Source organism: Planktothricoides sp. SR001 (assembly GCF_001276715.1).
In the GTDB taxonomy this organism is placed as follows: Bacteria; Cyanobacteriota; Cyanobacteriia; order Cyanobacteriales; family Laspinemataceae; genus Planktothricoides; species Planktothricoides raciborskii.
In genome coordinates, this window is the sequence record NZ_LIUQ01000017.1 from 102,337 (window position 1) to 119,236 (window position 16,900).

Genomic DNA, 16,900 nt, shown 5'->3' on the forward strand with positions numbered 1-16,900 from the left:
AAGGCTTCGCCTACGGGGAAGAAAATTGTCATTGGATCCTATAGATTTTTTGCCCGGTAAGCGAAGCTATGCCGCTAGGCTATATGCTTCGCCCCTACGAAAATGCCTCTCATCAGCTACTCATCCGCTGCCAATAGTGTATAGAAATATGTGATAAAATACCATGAGGGCGAAGCATACTCTTCGAGAAGGCTTCGCCTACGGGGAATAAATTTGTCCTTAGATCCTATAGATTTTTTGCCCGGTAAGCGAAGCTATGCCGCTGGGCTATATGCTTCGCCCCTACAAAAATGCCTCTCATCATACCTCTTGCAAAATACCTATCTCGATCCCCCCAAACCCCCTTAAAAAGGGGGGCTTTTTGGCTTGGGAAAGCAATAAGTCTACTAACCACTCATCCGTTGCCAAATCCGTTATCCCATCCGCTGCCACATCCGCTGCTAATTCCTCTAGTCGGGTGGGGATTTCCCACCCGATCGCTTCCCGAAAAAGCCCCTAAGAAAGTAACTGAATATTGCTCAGATTAATCTCAACAGTGCTTTCTTCTCCTGCCTCAATATGGCGAATAACTTGACGATTAGGAATATAGTAATTCCCCACTTTTTCGTAAGTATCTTCAAAATCCGCCTCAGCGATCGCCTCACCCGTATCTGGGGTCTTGAAAAAAGCGTGATAGCGAGTCCCCAAATAACCCATCGGAGTTGGTTCCGACTCTAACAAATCAACCGTCACACCCCCGGTAGGCATTAACCGATTCACCTGAGTAATTTTGCCATCCTGAACTAAATAAAATGACGGAGTTTCACCCCCTGCTTGGTCAATTTCTACCGCCCCATTTTCTAGGACTGGGCCAAAGCTAAAAGTATGCTCTTTGTGGAGCAAATCAAAGGGCACAGAACGGCGGTGAATTACTAACATTTGTAACCCAGAATACACCGATTGATAGGCATCTTCATCATCAATCCCCACCACGGTAATTTCTAAATTAGAATCAATTTCCATTTCGCCTTTATAAGTTGCCCCATCTTCGGTCACTTCTACCGTTGCCGAAAACCCTGGAAAATCACTATCCCAGAAATAGCGGCTATCATAAGCATCGCGAAATACTTCTAAAGCCGATGGAGTGGTTGCATTTGCCAGGGTTTCAGCCCGGACTGGGGTAGCCACAATCCAGCCAGCTAAGGTTAAAATTACCGTGAAACTCCAGAGGAAAATTTTACGAGTGAGTCGGTTTTGCATGATTTCTTTAAAAGTCCTGAACAATATTATCCTTAACATAACTTAACAAATATCCCGGAAATTTTATGGCAGCGTATCCCACCCAAAAGGCGATCGCCTACTCCCGAATCATTCATCTGAGTCACATCATCCACCCCCAAATCCCCCAATGGCCGGGAGATCCAGCCGTAGAACTGGAAAAAGTCGCCGATATCGACCCAGACGGCTATTACCTGCGGCGGTTTTCCCTGGGGGAACATAGCGCCACCCATATCAACGCCCCAAATAGTTTTTTTCCCAACAGTCCGGGAATTGATGCCTACCCTGCGGAGTCCCTAGTCGTTCCCGCCATAGCGATCGATATTGTCAACTTAGCCGCTACAAATCCTGATTATTTGCTCACCTTAGATGATGTATTTTCTTGGGAGGAAACCTACGGCAGAATTCCCCCAGAAACGGTGGTTCTGCTATACACAGGTTGGCAGCAAAAATGGGCAAAACCGGATGATTTTATCAATCAACAACATTTTCCCGGATTTGGGGCAGAGGCCACAAAATTTTTGCTCGATGAGCGACAAATCGCGGGGGTGGGCATTGACACTCACGGGGTAGATTCTGGTCAAGATATGACTTTTGCCACCAATAAACAAGTATTATCCCAGGGTGGAATTGTTCTGGAAAATCTGACTAATTTAGACCAGTTGCCGCCGGTTGGGACAACCTTGGCGATCGGGATTTTGCGATTACAAAATGGCTCCGGTTCTCCCGCAGGGGTCATGGCATTTATCCCATAAATAGGTTGATTTAAAATTAGCCTTAATTTATTGCTTCACCTATAATTCAAATATAAATTTGTCCACAGATTAAAAAACTTGGCAAGAATCCCACCAAGCTTAATATTTTATAGATTTTATGATTTTTTTTATGCAGGCGATCGCCTGATCGCAAATTATCGCAAATTAAAGTGATTTACCGAATTTTTCATCGATATATGACAGTAAAGTTATAGTTTATTTTCTGTCTATTCGACCCTCAAAATCTATTCGGCAATTTGTAACCAACCCCGCCGAACCGCATAGAGCAAGCGGTTAATCGCTGTTTGCTCTTCCTCGCTGATATTTTCCTTTAATAAGGTTGCTCTCAGGTGTTGTCTGTGACTGTGTTCAATTTTACCTTGTTGATAGACCTGAAAAAAGACTTCCGCTAAGGTGAGTTCGGAATTGCCTAATTTTGTGTTCATCGATCTTACCTTGAGTTCTTTATCTTTAATATGAAGCTTATTTAAAGAAAAGAGTGTGATTGTCAACTTCATATAAAGTGATATTTATCATAGTTTACTGTGACACAGAACCCATGATATTTGTGACACAAACACCAAAATAGTGTGATTTAAATCACACTATTTTTTTGGGAATTTTTGCCAGAAAAATCCATCAAACCATCGGGAAGATTAGCAATCCCAGCCATTGTCTTGGTAAGGGTTAGAGCAAAAATTAGCAGAATATGAAAAAAATCTGAGTTGATGCCGTCTGAACTCATCTCCTAGGAATGAAGCCCGGTTGAAGCGTGAAAAATATTTTTGGCGATTCGCGATCGCGATCCGCTCTGGCGGAATCGCACCCGGATTAAAGGAATTTCCGGCAGATTATGGGGAACAATTAAAGAAAAATCAACTAAGGAAAATTAACTATTGAGACGATCTCAGGCATGATCCGGGATCCGAAATGGCTTTTCTCCAGTTTCTTGAGGCGGGAACAGCCAAGGGTCTGCGGTGAATATTTTTTCTGTACAAGAACGATCGGAAAAGATGTAGGATCTGAAATCTCTGTTCAACTCAGAACAAGAATTACCGACGTAACACTTGTCTCTATTTTTAAACCGCCTTGTAGGAGAAACATCACCTTATGGTCAATTTGACCCCAAATTCTAGTTTTAGTTTAACTATGCGCTTACAGCTTCCCAATCGCACGGGTATGCTGGCTCAAGTCACTCAGGCGATCGCTTCAGTCGGGGGCAGCCTGGGTCAAATAGACTTAATTTCCCAAGACCGATCGAGCATCATCCGGGATGTCACCGTAGATGCGGCAAGCTGCGAGCACGCCCAACAAATTACTCAAGCAGTCAAGAACCTACCTAATATTAAAGTTATCAATATATACGATCGCACCTTTAATATGCATCGTGGGGGCAAAATCCGGATGGAAAACAAAATTCCTCTAGCGACCCAAGCGGACTTGGCCATGGCGTACACCCCAGGAGTAGGGCGAATTTGTCTAGAAATCAAGGAAAATCCCGAACAAGTAAACAATCTCACCATCAAAAACAATACAGTGGCGATCATCAGCGATGGCTCGGCAGTGTTGGGATTGGGCAACCTCGGCCCTGCAGCCGCTTTGCCTGTGATGGAAGGCAAAGCCATGCTGTTTAAAGCCTTTGCCGGAATCGATGCCTTTCCCATTTGTCTGGACACCCAAGATACAGATCAAATAGTCCAAACAGTGAAAAATATCGTCCCCGTATTTGGTGGGGTCAACCTAGAAGATATTAGTGCCCCTCGGTGTTTTGAGATTGAAGCCAGATTACGCCAGGAACTAGATATTCCCGTGTTTCACGATGACCAACATGGCACGGCCATTGTCTCTTTGGCGGCTTTAATTAATGCCTTGAAAGTTGTCAATAAATCAATGGACAAAGTGCGGATTGTGATGAATGGCGCAGGAGCGGCAGGAGTGTCCGTTGCCCGGATACTGCGTACATCTGGAGCCAAATATATCTCTATGTGCGATTCCAAGGGAATAATTGCCCGCGATCGCCCCAATTTAACCGAGGAAAAACGGGAATTTGCCGCAGAAAAAGGCGGCAGTCTAGCCGATGCCCTAGTCGGTGCCGATGTCTTTATTGGCTTAAGTGCGCCTGGAGTTCTCACCCCAGAAATGGTCGGAACAATGGCCAAAAACCCCATCATCTTTGCGATGGCCAACCCCATTCCGGAAATTCAGCCCGAATTAGTTGCCGACAAGGTGGCCGTCATCGCTACCGGACGCAGTGACTACCCCAATCAAATTAACAATGTCTTAGCCTTTCCGGGAATTTTTCGCGGCGCCCTCGACTGTCGAGCCACCACAATTACTGACTCTATGTATCTAAGCGCCGCTGAGGCGATCGCCGCTTTAGTCTCTCCGGCGGAATTAGATTCTGAGCATATCATTCCCTCGGTATTCGATCGCCGAGTAGTCCCTGCCGTCTCTGCCGCTGTCCAACAAGCCGCCCGTCAAGAAGGCATCGCTCGCGCTTAATCCCAGCTATCACTTATCATCTATCATTTATTAGCTAATAGCTATTAGCTATTAGCTATTAGTCATTAGCCAATAACCTTCTTACCGCACGATATACGGCTCCCCGCCCCGGGGAGCCGCTGCTCCTCCGTCCCGGAAATATTCCGCCCCAGAACACCCCACACCCTAGTCAAATCGGCGATCGGCAAAAAAAGTTCCCTCAAAACTAGCAATTCGAGCAAAACCATGTTATAGTAGAAATCTGTGAGGGCATGTAGCTCAGTGGATAGAGCATCAGATTCCGGTTCTGAGGGTCGGGGGTTCAAATCCCTCCATGCTCGTTTTAAATAAATCCTTATAACTTAAGGCTTATAGGGATTGATTGACTATATATCTGATATAAAGTAACTCAGTTTTNNAAAACTGAGTTACTTTATATCAAATTTAGCTTGAGTAAACCCCTAAAATCCTGAGTCTATAAGGGAATAGGTATAAAGCTGGTGAACGGATTTGAACCGATGGCCGCCCGCTTACAAGGCGGGTGCTCTACCACTGAGCTACACCAGCAACGTTTTTTATTATAACAAATAATCGGTGTGATTGGCAAGGGGGTATCGAAGGATCTTCACCCAGTGGCAGATTTCCCGACCCTGGTAAAAATTCCCCCCACTTGGTTTATGATATTCTGTTGGCGCATCACTGAATGGGGTTGACTGTGAAAAACCTGCATAGTTTGAACCACAGTCATAGAAATCACGATCGCCCTTGGAGCAAAATCAAGCAAGCTTTGGCAAAAAAATGGACGCGATCGAAATTACCGGGCTGCGGTATTACGGATATGTTGGGTACTTTCCCGAAGAACAGGTACTTGGTCAATGGTTTGAAGTCGATTTGACCTTATGGTTGGATTTGTCGGTGGTGGGTCAAAACGATCGCCTGGAAGATACTTTAAATTACGCTGATGTGGTGGAACAAGTCCGGCAACTGATGGAAACGGCAAAATTCAAGACCGTGGAACGGTTGAATACCGCGATTATTGAAGCGATGCTTAACTTTGAAAAGGTGCAAAAAGTGCGATCGCGCTTGGTGAAAGTTTCTCCACCGATTCCCGGTTTCCCTGGACATATTGTGATCGAAATGATTCGCGACAAAGATCGAGTTTCTTAACCGCGCGATCTCTAGCCTCTATCTGCTGTATTATATAATAATGGTCTATTCGGCCATGAGGCGATCAATTTGAGACAGAGCGAATTACAGAGCGAATTCCTGACCAATTCCCAAAAAAATCTAGAAATTTCTGGATTTTCTCGATATATTTAACCCCTTTGGCGATCGTCTTAAGTCAAATCAAGCCACCAAATTACGGCTAAGTTGTAATCGGAGAAAAATATGGCAGTTTATGATCCCATAGCAACCCAATACAAACAATTTCGGCAGCAAAATATCTACAGCATCTACTTATATGTTGAGACTTATACTTATTTGCACAAATTGGGGGATCTTTCGGGTAAATCAATTCTCGATCTCGGTTGTGGAGAAGGGATACACAGCCGAAACTTTAAAAAAAATGGTGCAGTCCGAGTAGTCGGGGTAGATATCTCTCCCAAAATGATAGAGTTGGCCAGAGAACAAGAAGCCAAAGAATCCCTGGGAATAGAATATATCGTTAGTGATATGTGCGAACTGGGGACAATAGATAGTTTCGATCTGGTTGGCGCAGCTTTCTCTATCAATCACGCTCAAACCAAAGACCAACTGCGCCAAATGTGCCAAACCATCTATGACAACTTGAAACCGGGTGGCCGATTTGTGGCACTCAATAATAATGTTGCCTTATCTTCAGAGTCGTATAAGCGAATCGAAAAATACGGATATTATAGAAATACTAATCTTTCTAATTTTCAGGATGGAATGGCAATTCCTAGCTTTGCTTTCGATGTGAATGGAGAACAGATCGTAATTGATGACTATTATTTGAGTCAAGAAACTTATGAATGGGCTTTCAAAGAAGTCGGGTTTAAGACAGTCAACTGGTACAAACCCATGATTTCTCCTGAAGGAATTGAAAAATTTGGTCAGGACTATTGGCAAGATTTATTAGATAATCCACCGATGCGATTAATCGAGTGCCAGAAATAATATCAGCTAAATTCCTTCACTATCTAGGCCAAAGTTATGAATTCTCTAACCAATCATTTAATCAATCGCCGCACGTTACTGAAGTACGGTTCTATCTGCATGAGTAGTCTGATAGCTGCCTGTACTCAAAAGAGTCAACTGTCAGGGGGGAATTCTGGCAGCGATCGAGTGACATTAGCTGCAGATTGGACCGCAGTTGCAGAACACGGTGGATTTTATCAAGCTTTGGCAACAGGAATTTACCAAAACCACGGTTTAGATGTCACGATTAGAATGGGTGGGCCTCAAGCAAATGGGACTCAATTACTGATGGGAGGTCTGATTGACTTTAATATGGGGAACCCGATTGACGCAATCAAGGCTGTAGCAGAAGGAATTCCTAAAATCACCGTCGCTGCTATTTTTCAGAAAGATCCCCAATGTTTAATCGCTCATCCTAACCCAGACATTAAAACCTTGGCAGACCTTAAGGGAAAACCTATTTATGTTTCTTCCGCAGCCAATGTCACCTACTGGCCTTTTTTAAAAGCTAAATATGGTTTTACCGATGACCAAAAACGGCCTTATAACTTTAATCCAGTTCCTTTTATCGTGGATAAAAATTCAGCCCAACAAGGTTATATTACCCATGAACCATTAATGATTGAAAAACAGGGGGGATTTAAGCCTTTAGTCTTTTTGTTAGCAGATTATGGTTACTTATCCTATGCTGCTACCATTGAAACCAGAAAAGAACTGGTAGAAAAAAATCCCGATCTAGTCCAACGATTTGTTGATGCGTCTATTCAGGGGTGGTACAGCTATTTACAGAATCCAGATCCGGGTAATAGTCTGATTAAAAAGGAGAATCCAAAAATCACAGATGAAGAACTAGCTTACGGATTAGCAAAGTTCAAAGAGTATGAGATGATTCTTTCGTCAGAGGCTCAAAAGCAAGGGATCGGGACTATGAGTAAGGATCGCTGGAAATTATTGTTTGAAAGTATGGCAGAACTGGGAATTTATGCACGGAATTTGAATTATCAAGATGCGTTTACAGTGCAATTTGTCAATAAGGGAGTGGATTACTATTTAGCAGAGTCTAGTCCCAATTTAATCAGCCAAAAAAACGGGAAAAATCAGCAGCATATCAATTGACTAAAGTATATATTTACTTATATATTTACTTATATATTTACTTATTTACTATGTGCAACGGTGTTGCCCCCTTAGTTAGTATTCTGATTCCAGCCTACCAAGCCGAAAACACGATCGCTGAAACTGTCAAAAGCCTCCTAAACCAGACTTATACAAACTGGGAAGCAGCGATCGGTTCGGACGACGGGGTAGACTATTTATCCGTGCTATCTCGCCACGGCATTGAAGACGGGCGATTGAAACAATCTTACACGGGGGGCTGTGGTAGTGGAGAAGCCCCCGCCCGCAATGCGGCAATGGCCATTTCTACTGGCGAGGTCATCGCCAACCTCGATGCTGACGATGCTTTCCAACCCAACCGTCTGGCAGAACTGCTTCCCCTGGCGATGGAATACGGTGCGGCGATCGACAATACGGGCGTATATAACACAGACTTGATGCTGTATAAGCGTCCCTTCGGCGATCGCACCACCGTTACCTTTGCCACAGCGGATGATATTCTCAAGCCCCGTGTCCCATTCTTCCCCGTCTTCCGTCGGGAATTTTTTGGTCGGGGTTGGACAAAAGTCCCCTTTGCTGCCGATGTCCTGTTCAATCTCGAACTATTAAGCCGAGTAGGGAAAATAGCCATTCACCCTCAGCCCCTTTATCGCTACTACAAGCGAGACAACTCCATCACTCAGTCCGCCAACGCCTTTGAAACCGCCGAACGCTCCTATCAACAAATCCTCACCTTATTAGAAGCAGGAAAACTCGATCTCACCCCAGAAATTCGGCAAATAGCCTACGAAGAATTTTCTCAAAACTTACTCCTCAATCGACTCTTTCGCCGGTATATGGAATCCGGACGATGCCAAAATCTAGAACAATTCCTCGACCAGACCGAAAATGGTCATGCGGATTGGTTAAAACCCGAATTAGAATCAGTTACCCCTTAGATTTTTGAAGATGAAATTACTTTTTGTCTCTAGTCCTGTCAGTTCCTTAAACTCCGGTCGTCTGGGAGGAGTCGCCCTAAATCTCAAGACCATCGCCACAGAAATGATCCAACGAGGGCATCAAATCCAAATCGTTGCCCCTACAGATTCCGCAGTAGCATCTCTACCCGTCAAAGAAATTCCTGGAGAACTGCAACCCTTAATCCCCGAACCCACCTATAACGACCCCGTAATTATTCCCCATAACTCAGTTTTGGCCAATATGTGGCATTATGCCCATCAAGTCCAGGCTGATTATGACCTAATTATTGATTTTGGTTACGAATGGTTGCCCTTTTACTTATCACCCTTCTTTAAATGCCCCGTTCTTCACTATGTCTGTATCGGTTCCTGGACTGGTGTGATGGATCGGGCGATTGAAAGGGTAGCACACCTCTGTCCAGGAACTCTGGGGGCCCATACCAAAGCTCAAGCTGCTACCTACTCAGTCGCCGAATCCTTTAGAATTTTAGGGGGTGCTATTGACCTAACTCAATATCAATTTTGCCCAGAACCTGGAAATGGTTTAGCTTGGGCAGGGCGAATATCAGCAGAAAAGGGACTCGAAGATGCAGTTGCTGCTGCTCAAAAAACTGGTATTCATCTACAAGTATTTGGCTATCTTCAAGATCCAGAATATTGGCAACAGATCTGCCGGGACTATCCCCAGGCTTCCATAGAGTATATGGGCTTTTTACCCACCAAAGAATTTCAAAGCGCATTAGGAAAATGTCAAGCTTTACTGATGACCCATAAGTGGGTAGAAGCTTTAGGTAGGGTAGCACTGGAAGCCCTTGCTTGCGGGGTTCCGGTGATTTCCTATCGTCGCGGTGGCCCCTCAGAAATTGTGGTAGATGGTCGAACGGGTTGGTTAGTAGAACCTGATAACCTAGATGAATTAATTGCAGCCATCAAGGGGATTAACCAAATCGATCGCCATATCTGTCGCCAACGGGCAGAGATGGAATATTCTTTATCAATCTTTGGAGATAGATTAGAGCAATGGTTTCAAGATGTTTTGCCACAGAAATAACCGAAACATCCCTATAAATCTAGCTCTTGTCGTCGAATTTTACAGGCAAAATCAATATGTTTAAACCTAATTTATGGTAATTTAGGCAAGAGGTCTAATATATTCACCCCCATCCAGAGTGATTGTGCTACCCGTCAAAAAATCTTGTTCGAGTAAAAACAGCACGCTATCTGTCACAACCTTAGTATTACCAGGAATTTTTAATGGAATATGCTGCTGTGCATAATCTTCCATAAACTTTTTAGGGTCTGGGGCCATCGGGTCTTCAAGAATTTGTCCGAGTGCGACAGCATTTACGGTAATCCGGGGAGCTAATTCTAAAGCCATCATTTGTGTCATATCCCACAAGCCCCGTTTGGTCAAACGATAGGCAAAATGGTCTGTATTGGGGTGGGGAATGCGAGCATCATTAATATTGATGATTTTTCCTTGACTGTCTGGGGGAATTTGCTTGGCAAAGACTTGAGAAAGTTGAAATGGCGCACGCAGGTTAATCGCCAAAATTTTATCCCACAAAGCAACGTCAATCTGGTTAAATCTATCTTCTTCTGGGAAAATAGAAGCACTATTAATCAGGATATCAACTTGACCAAAGGCTTCAACAGCTTTGGGCATTACCATATCCGTGGCAGAGGGGTCTGCCAAATCTGCGGAGTAGGTAATTCCACGCCGTCCCAAGGATTCTACTTGGGCTTTAACTTCTGCTGCCGCATCCGCAGAGTTGCCGTAATGAATAAAGACGTCGCACCCAGCTTTAGCTAGAGCAATCACCAGCGCACGTCCTATCCGAATGCCACCCCCTGTAACCAGGGCGACTTTTCTATTTAAATCCATTGTCTTTTTTAGATGATGTCTATTAATCTACCAAACCAGAAAATGAGCTTTTTGACAAATCTCGATACAATAAAATTATGTGGTCAATTTAGCTGCTTTATTTTTGAGTTTATGGTTGATCACACTGAAAAATTGGACACAGAACCTATGCTTAGTGCGATCGCCCTTGGCAGCAACCTGGGTGACTCTCTAGTGATACTAGAATCCGCCCTGAAAAATCTTGATCAAACTCCTGGGATTACCGTTAAAGCCAAATCCAGTTGGTATCAAACCGCTCCCGTTGGGCCGCCACAACCGGATTATCTCAATGGTTGTGCTATTTTAGAAGTGCAGCTAACTCCAGAAGAATTGCTAGAAACTTTACTGGGAATTGAACGTCAGTTTGGGAGAGTTCGCCTAGAGCATTGGGGACCCCGAACTTTAGACTTAGATTTATTACTATTTGATCAATTAATTCTGGAAAGTCCAACGTTGCAGATCCCCCATCCCCGCATGACTCAGAGAGATTTTGTTTTGAGGCCATTAGCGGAAATTGCTCCGCATTGGATCGAACCCGTTTCCGGTATGGCGATCGCGCAACTTTTAGAGCAATTAAACTCTGCTGAAGGTAATCGATCTAATTCAGATATAACTGAGCAATATTTTGATGGAGATAGTCCTCAATTAAAATCCGAGTATAAGTATTAAGAGGATACTCCATTGCTTCTTGGGGAGTCACCCAAGCCCATGCTTCGATTTCTTCATTGGGAATAATCGTTTCCTGGGTCGAAAGTGCATAATAGTTCACCATGATAAAATGGGCTTCTTTAAAAAACTGTGGATCGAGAACCGCTTCTTGTAACAAGGCAAAGCGGACTTGGGTCAACTCTAGACCCACTTCCTCTTGGAATTCTCGAATCACAGCGTCAATCAGACTTTCCCCCCATTCTACTTTCCCTCCTGGGACTCCCCAGGTGCCGCGCCACTTCGTAGTTCTGACAATCAAAATTTGTCCGCGAGAATTCACGACGAGTGCGCCTACAGTCGTCAATGGAAAATGTTTTTGCATTGATGTTTTTACATTGATGATTTTGCAATTGTGGTTAGATTTTGACCGTTCACAACGGACATTCACCGAGCGATCGCGAATTAAGATTAAATTTAGTCATCGGATTGTACTCAGAAGAATTAAAATTCCGAAATCCTCATCAATCAATCCTAATCAAGAGTTTTGCTGATGATTGGTCGAGGCGATCGCCCCGGTAATTCTTCAAGATACATAAGATATTTAACTATACAATTCAACGGGGGATCGCCAAAAATTAACATATCTTTACATTAACCTAAATATACTAAATATATATGCTTCATATATGGTTCTGAACCCTCTGAGCAAACACTAATTACCTGAATCAGGGAATTTAATTATGAGCAAGCCATGAAATTACCGAGTTGGCTATTGCCAAAACGACCCTAAACCATTAACAATAGTTATAGTTGTATAAATCCGTGAAAACTTATGGGAGCCAAGCCCCACTATGAACAAATCGTATCCAATCAAACGTCGCCAATTCATAAAACTGAGTTCTTTAGCTTTAGGCAGTAGCCTTTTCACCGCTTGTACTCAGTCAAATTCTCCATCCTCCAGTTCAGAATCAACCGAAAAACTGGATAAAATTAAATTTCTGCTTTCTTGGAAAGCCGAAGCAGAATATGGCGGCTTTTATCAAGCATTAGCAACGGGAATTTATCGCCAACATGGACTAGATGTCACCATTCAACCGGGGAGTCCGCAAACTAATACAACCCAGTTGTTGATGGGAGGGGTGATTGATTTTACGATCGGAGGTGGTATTGATGCTATTAAAGCAGTACAAGAAGGGATTCCGAAAATAACAGTGGCGGCTATTTTTCAAAAAGAAATCCAAGTTCTTTTAACTCATCCCGGAGTCGGCAATGATTCTTTTGAGCAATTAAAAGGAAAACCAATTTATCTGACTATTGGCGCTTATTATTGGCAGATACTCAAAACTAAGTATGGGTTAAGTGATGACCAAAAACGCCCTTACAATTTTAATGTAAGCCCGTTCTTAGTGGATAAAAACTCCGCCCAACAAGGTCTTTTAACTTCTGAACCTTATACCATTGAAAAAGAAGGCGGATTTAAACCCAATATCTTACTTTTAGCCGATGCGGGATATAATCCTTATGCCTTTACCATAGAAACCACCAAAAAATTAGTCGAAACCAATCCAGATTTAGTGCAACGCTTTGTTGATGCCTCAATTAAAGGATGGTATAGTTATCTGGAAAATCCTCAACCCGCAAATGAACTGATTAAAAAAGATAACCCGGAAATGACCGACGATTTGATCGATTATGGACTCAATAAGTTAAAAGAATATGAGGTAATTATATCAGGAGATGCCAAAACTCTGGGCATTGGGGCGATGACCGACCAACGCTGGGAAAATTTATTTCAAAATTTAGTGGCGGTGGGTGTTTTTGATGCGAACACGGATTATAAACAGGCTTATACCCTCCAGTTTGTGAATAAGGGCGTGGATTATTATCAAAATTCCTAGGCCAATATACCCGATATATACTGGATATATACCCGATCTATAGAGTGAGTGAATCACCGATGAATTCTCAACCTTTAATTACCTTAAGTCAGGTGAATAAGTTATTCGACAATGGCACCGTCGCCCTGACTGACTTAAACCTGGCAATTAATGCCGGTGAATTTGTTAGTTTGGTAGGGCCTTCCGGTTGTGGAAAAAGTACCCTACTTCGGATTATTGCCGGACTGACTAATCACAGTTCAGGCACGATTCAATGGCATGATATTACTGCTCAAGAAAATCTCTCCTTTGTCTTCCAAGAACCGGCATTGATGCCTTGGGCTACGGTGCGGGAAAATGTCCGTTTACCCCTAAAATTAGCCAGAATCTCGAAAAATATTGCGGATCCGGCAATTAACAAATCCCTGCAATTGGTTGGGTTAGAAAAGTTTGCTAAATCTTATCCCCGTCAGCTTTCTGGAGGGATGAAAATGCGGGTATCCATTGCCAGAACTTTAGTGACCTCTCCCACGGTGTTACTTATGGATGAACCTTTTGGGGCTTTAGATGATATTACCCGCACTCAATTAAATGTGGAGTTACTTAATTTATGGAGTCAACAAAGTTGGACAATTATTTTTGTCACCCACAATATTTATGAAGCGGTCTATTTATCCAATCGGGTGGTGGTCATGGCACCCCGTCCCGGTCGAGTGGTGGCGGATATTGCGATCGCTCAACCCTATCCCCGTTCGGAAGAATTTCGTACTTCCGTTCTCTATTCCCAATATTGTCAGCAAGTAGCCCATGAATTATCTCAAGGAATGATGGGTCAAGAGTCGATTTGACGGTTATTTACAACAACTGGAGAAAGGATTGTATGAATTTGTTGAAAAAATTATTCCGGGAAAAAATCAGAGTTAAAGATTTACTATCTCTAGATATTATCGCCCCGATTGGAGTAGGAATTTTGATGATATTTACCTGGGAGTTTTTGGTAAATCTTACTGGGATACCTCCCTATCTTCTACCCTCTCCCAGTCGAATTATCCAAACCTTAATTAGTGACTGGTTTCTTTTATTCCCCGCTTTGCTGATTACCATAAAAATTACTATAATAGCTTTTTTTTATGCAGCCGGTTTAGGGTTATTAATTTCCATGCTTATGGCTCAGAGCAAATGGATTGAAAAAAGCTTATATCCTTATGCGGTGATTCTGCAAACAATGCCGATCGCGGCGATCGCGCCTTTAATCATTATTTGGCTGAGAAACAATACCTTTGCTGCCTTGGTACTTTGTGCTTGGATCGTCGCCTTTTTTCCCATCATTTCTAATACCACTTTTGGTCTGAATAGCATCGATCCGAACTTGCGGGATCTGTTTCGTCTGTATAAAGCGAATCCCTGGCAAACGATGGTGTATTTAAGACTACCTAGTGCGTTACCCTATTTTTTATCCGCCTTACGGATTAGCGGTGGTTTATCATTAATTGGCGCCGTCGTCGCCGAATTTGTCGCCGGAACCGGAGGCACGAATTCGGGATTAGCTTATCAAATGCTCATCGCTAGTTATAATTTACAAATTCCTCGTATGTTTGCGGCTTTAGTGATGATTAGTGGGCTGGGAATCTTGATTTTTTTGATTTTGAACGCTTTCTCAAACTTACTTTTAGGAAAATGGCATGAAAGCTCGATTAAACGAACACCCTAAATTATAAGATATCTATAAAATATAAGTGATAAAATATTCGGGCGATCGCCGCCGTTTCTTTTCTTGGGGACTTAGAAACCGGGTTTTTTTTTGGTTCCACACTTAACTGTGATATCCACCACAGAAACCCGGTTTCTTTTGTTGGAAAAAAAGCGATTCCCGCAAAATAAGGCAAACGCACCAATACCCCATATATAGATTCGTTGCGTAAGTCCTATAGTAGATGGTGTAGTGGTGATGCTGCCAGTTCCCAGCCATACTTCCCGTCTGTTTGCAAAGCATCGCCATCTCTGGGATGGAGTTGATGCGATCGCATACGTCCGGGGGGAACGGGAGTCATAGCGCGATTAGAATACTTGGAGGGTGTTGCTGTTGCTTTAGACAGCGTGATTTTTATTTACGCTCTAGAGGATAGGATTTCAAAGGTGAAAGAATATACATTTAAACTGGATGATTCAATCGGTCAATTTGTTGAACAGTTCCAAGACTATGGTTTTCAAGATTCGAGGGAACTGGTTATGGCAGCGCTTAAAAGATTGCGCTCGGCTTTAGAATCCTCTAAATTAGAGGAATCAGCCACCCTCTATGCGGAAATCTATGAAGAGGAGCCAGAGTTACAAGCACTAACTGAAGCCGGGTTAGAAGAATGGCCGAAAGAATAAAGCTCAAGCGTGGGACAATTATTGATGTTAATTTCGACCCCACTAAAGGTTCAGAAACGGGAAAAATTAGACCTTGTATTGTGGTGACAAATAACACTTACAACGAGCGAGTTCCGGTGATTCAAGTTGTCCCAATTACCGCATGGAGCGACAAAAAAGCTAAAATTACAACAAATGTCGAGATTTTGCCTTCGTCAGGGAATGGATTGACTAAACAATCTATTGCCGATTGCTTGCAAACCCGCCCGATTGATTATCGCTCTCGCTTGGTGGCAATTCGAGGTGAACTGGAACCAGAACTTTTGCTAAAAATTGATAATGCTCTCCGAACCGTGTTTGCTTTGTAGAAAAAAGACGGCGTGCTTTTTGATCTAAATTCGATACAGGCGATCGCCCTCTCAAGTGACTTAGAAACCGGGTTTCTTTTTTGGTGACACAGCAGGGGCGACGAGCGCATTCGCCCCTAAATATTCATAAAAAAAACCCGGTTTCTTTGCTTGTGCCTAACCGCATAGAGAAAGCTTACCGCCCACTAATAGCGTCTCGCTCGATCTTTTATCGTAATAATGTCCGAAAACCGGCTTGAATAAAATGAATATCTGAGGTGACAGCATCAATTAAGTTTTGCTGTTCCATAACGATAAACGAAAGACAATCGACTAATCCCCATTTTTTGTCGGATCTGGACTCATATAAATTTAATCCTTGTTCAAAGAGTTGAGGCGTGATATTTACAATTGAAATATTATCAGTTTTATAGCATTTTTGAATAAAAGCAGCCACTTTATGACGATCGTAGGTGCTGAGTGCATTACCAACTTCCATGAATATGGCTTCGGTGATCCAGACTTATTGTGCATTTTTGACCCGAGGGAGTAGTTGCATGGCTGGAGAATGATATTGGTCACGGGGATTAAGAATTGCTTGAATGAACACCGTGTCTAAAAAAAGTCTATCTTTGCTCATATTTTACGGTTTTTACTGTTTCGTTTGGGTGTACCATATAAATAATGATCGTGTTCGCTAGACCAATCTTCCGGTGCTTCATAAGTTCCAGCCATGTCTTCTAGCAAATCCCAAGCATTTTTATCCGTTGGTTCAGTCTGTTGTTCTTGAGAAATAATCTGGATTGTATAACGGGTATTGGGTTCTAGATTGAGGTGAGTTTCTGGATAAAACGCTGAACCATCGTAAGTGACTGTTACTTTTTCTAACATACTTGAGTTTCTGGTTGTGTGTTTCTTTATATTATACCACTCATTAGCTCGCCCATCTACCCCGATCGCCCCCTTAAGAAACCTCAGAAACCGGGTTTCTTTTCTGGTTCCACAGTAGGGGCGACGAGCGCATTCGCCCCTACATATTCACAAC

The 16,900-nt window shown here is 43.0% G+C and carries 22 protein-coding genes and 2 tRNA genes; 15 read left to right on the plus strand and 9 right to left on the minus strand.

Annotated features, from left to right (window positions below; genetic code table 11):
* Positions 1-495: 495 nt before the first annotated feature.
* On the minus strand, positions 496-1,239 hold the full coding sequence (locus tag AM228_RS12390; RefSeq protein WP_054466417.1) for a DUF3386 domain-containing protein: 744 nt from the start codon (positions 1,237-1,239) through the stop codon (positions 496-498).
* Between the two features lie 65 nt (positions 1,240-1,304).
* On the opposite strand from AM228_RS12390, the gene AM228_RS12395 reads away from it, so the two are divergent.
* Positions 1,305-2,012 (plus strand): cyclase family protein, encoded by a 708-nt coding sequence (locus AM228_RS12395; RefSeq protein ID WP_054466418.1) that lies wholly within the window; start codon positions 1,305-1,307, stop codon positions 2,010-2,012.
* Between the two features lie 245 nt (positions 2,013-2,257).
* Here AM228_RS12395 and AM228_RS12400 read toward each other — a convergent pair whose 3' ends face one another.
* Both AM228_RS12400 and AM228_RS32470 read right to left on the minus strand, forming a co-directional pair.
* Complete coding sequence (locus AM228_RS12400) at positions 2,258-2,458, minus strand: hypothetical protein (RefSeq protein ID WP_054466444.1); 201 nt, start codon at positions 2,456-2,458, stop codon at positions 2,258-2,260.
* Between the two features lie 149 nt (positions 2,459-2,607).
* Positions 2,608-2,757: a hypothetical protein gene (locus tag AM228_RS32470; protein ID WP_156331723.1), complete on the minus strand. Its 150-nt coding sequence runs from the start codon at positions 2,755-2,757 to the stop codon at positions 2,608-2,610.
* Positions 2,758-3,122: 365 nt separating this feature from the next.
* On the opposite strand from AM228_RS32470, the gene AM228_RS12405 reads away from it, so the two are divergent.
* Both AM228_RS12405 and AM228_RS12410 read left to right on the plus strand, forming a co-directional pair.
* Entirely contained in the window at positions 3,123-4,514 is a 1,392-nt protein-coding gene (locus AM228_RS12405; protein ID WP_054466419.1) for a malic enzyme-like NAD(P)-binding protein, read from the plus strand.
* Between the two features lie 247 nt (positions 4,515-4,761).
* Positions 4,762-4,834 (plus strand) — tRNA-Arg (locus AM228_RS12410).
* A 154-nt stretch (positions 4,835-4,988) separates the two neighbouring features.
* Here the strand turns inward: AM228_RS12410 and AM228_RS12415 are convergent.
* Positions 4,989-5,060 (minus strand) — tRNA-Thr (locus AM228_RS12415).
* Positions 5,061-5,291: 231 nt separating this feature from the next.
* Between AM228_RS12415 and folB the strand changes: the two genes are divergently transcribed.
* From folB to AM228_RS12440, 5 genes are all read left to right on the plus strand, one after another.
* A complete protein-coding gene (gene folB / locus AM228_RS12420) occupies positions 5,292-5,660 on the plus strand; it encodes a dihydroneopterin aldolase (RefSeq protein WP_054466445.1) in 369 nt (122 codons plus the stop codon).
* A gap of 222 nt (positions 5,661-5,882) precedes the next feature.
* Complete coding sequence (locus AM228_RS12425; RefSeq protein ID WP_054466420.1) at positions 5,883-6,632, plus strand: class I SAM-dependent methyltransferase; 750 nt, start codon at positions 5,883-5,885, stop codon at positions 6,630-6,632.
* A gap of 36 nt (positions 6,633-6,668) precedes the next feature.
* The gene (locus AM228_RS12430; RefSeq protein ID WP_054466421.1) at positions 6,669-7,769 is read left to right on the plus strand and encodes an ABC transporter substrate-binding protein; all 1,101 of its coding nucleotides are present in this window, start codon (positions 6,669-6,671) and stop codon (positions 7,767-7,769) included.
* Positions 7,766-8,707 (plus strand): glycosyltransferase family 2 protein, encoded by a 942-nt coding sequence (locus tag AM228_RS12435; protein WP_197285286.1) that lies wholly within the window; start codon positions 7,766-7,768, stop codon positions 8,705-8,707. The genes AM228_RS12430 and AM228_RS12435 overlap by 4 nt, the downstream gene beginning before the upstream one ends.
* A 10-nt stretch (positions 8,708-8,717) precedes the next feature.
* Positions 8,718-9,779 carry a glycosyltransferase family 4 protein gene (locus AM228_RS12440; RefSeq protein ID WP_054466422.1) on the plus strand — a complete coding sequence of 354 codons (1,062 nt, stop codon included), beginning with the start codon at positions 8,718-8,720 and terminating at the stop codon, positions 9,777-9,779.
* A gap of 81 nt (positions 9,780-9,860) precedes the next feature.
* Here AM228_RS12440 and AM228_RS12445 read toward each other — a convergent pair whose 3' ends face one another.
* Complete coding sequence (locus AM228_RS12445) at positions 9,861-10,613, minus strand: SDR family oxidoreductase (RefSeq protein WP_054466423.1); 753 nt, start codon at positions 10,611-10,613, stop codon at positions 9,861-9,863.
* Between the two features lie 111 nt (positions 10,614-10,724).
* Between AM228_RS12445 and folK the strand changes: the two genes are divergently transcribed.
* On the plus strand, positions 10,725-11,300 hold the full coding sequence (gene folK / locus AM228_RS12450) for a 2-amino-4-hydroxy-6-hydroxymethyldihydropteridine diphosphokinase (protein ID WP_082348863.1): 576 nt from the start codon (positions 10,725-10,727) through the stop codon (positions 11,298-11,300).
* Here the strand turns inward: folK and AM228_RS12455 are convergent.
* Positions 11,230-11,661, minus strand: coding sequence for an NUDIX domain-containing protein (locus tag AM228_RS12455; protein ID WP_054466424.1), 432 nt, complete (start codon positions 11,659-11,661; stop codon positions 11,230-11,232). The genes folK and AM228_RS12455 overlap by 71 nt on opposite strands.
* Positions 11,662-11,702: 41 nt before the next feature.
* Between AM228_RS12455 and AM228_RS32475 the strand changes: the two genes are divergently transcribed.
* The 4 genes from AM228_RS32475 (at position 11,703) to AM228_RS12470 (ending at position 14,867) form a co-directional block, all read left to right on the plus strand.
* Positions 11,703-11,858, plus strand: coding sequence for a hypothetical protein (locus tag AM228_RS32475; RefSeq protein ID WP_156331724.1), 156 nt, complete (start codon positions 11,703-11,705; stop codon positions 11,856-11,858).
* 272 nt (positions 11,859-12,130) lie between these two features.
* Positions 12,131-13,177 (plus strand): ABC transporter substrate-binding protein, encoded by a 1,047-nt coding sequence (locus tag AM228_RS12460; RefSeq protein WP_054466425.1) that lies wholly within the window; start codon positions 12,131-12,133, stop codon positions 13,175-13,177.
* A gap of 59 nt (positions 13,178-13,236) precedes the next feature.
* Positions 13,237-14,004, plus strand: a complete 768-nt coding sequence (locus AM228_RS12465) for an ABC transporter ATP-binding protein (RefSeq protein ID WP_054466426.1) — start codon at positions 13,237-13,239, stop codon at positions 14,002-14,004.
* A 32-nt stretch (positions 14,005-14,036) separates the two neighbouring features.
* Positions 14,037-14,867, plus strand: coding sequence for an ABC transporter permease (locus tag AM228_RS12470; RefSeq protein WP_054466427.1), 831 nt, complete (start codon positions 14,037-14,039; stop codon positions 14,865-14,867).
* Between the two features lie 214 nt (positions 14,868-15,081).
* On the opposite strand, the gene AM228_RS36185 is transcribed toward AM228_RS12470, so the two are convergent.
* The gene (locus AM228_RS36185) at positions 15,082-15,207 is read right to left on the minus strand and encodes a hypothetical protein (RefSeq protein ID WP_255353191.1); all 126 of its coding nucleotides are present in this window, start codon (positions 15,205-15,207) and stop codon (positions 15,082-15,084) included.
* An 85-nt stretch (positions 15,208-15,292) separates the two neighbouring features.
* Here AM228_RS36185 and AM228_RS12480 point away from each other — a divergent pair, with 85 nt between their 5' ends.
* Together AM228_RS12480 and AM228_RS12485 are read left to right on the plus strand one after the other, a co-directional pair.
* On the plus strand, positions 15,293-15,529 hold the full coding sequence (locus tag AM228_RS12480; protein WP_054466447.1) for a hypothetical protein: 237 nt from the start codon (positions 15,293-15,295) through the stop codon (positions 15,527-15,529).
* Entirely contained in the window at positions 15,514-15,876 is a 363-nt protein-coding gene (locus AM228_RS12485) for a type II toxin-antitoxin system PemK/MazF family toxin (protein ID WP_054466429.1), read from the plus strand. Before AM228_RS12480 ends, AM228_RS12485 begins: the two co-directional genes overlap by 16 nt.
* Positions 15,877-16,084: 208 nt before the next feature.
* Here the strand turns inward: AM228_RS12485 and AM228_RS12490 are convergent, their stop codons facing one another.
* Both AM228_RS12490 and AM228_RS12495 read right to left on the minus strand, forming a co-directional pair.
* On the minus strand, positions 16,085-16,354 hold the full coding sequence (locus tag AM228_RS12490) for a type II toxin-antitoxin system VapC family toxin (RefSeq protein WP_231636773.1): 270 nt from the start codon (positions 16,352-16,354) through the stop codon (positions 16,085-16,087).
* 137 nt (positions 16,355-16,491) lie between these two features.
* Entirely contained in the window at positions 16,492-16,746 is a 255-nt protein-coding gene (locus AM228_RS12495) for a hypothetical protein (protein ID WP_054466430.1), read from the minus strand.
* Positions 16,747-16,900: the final 154 nt, after the last annotated feature.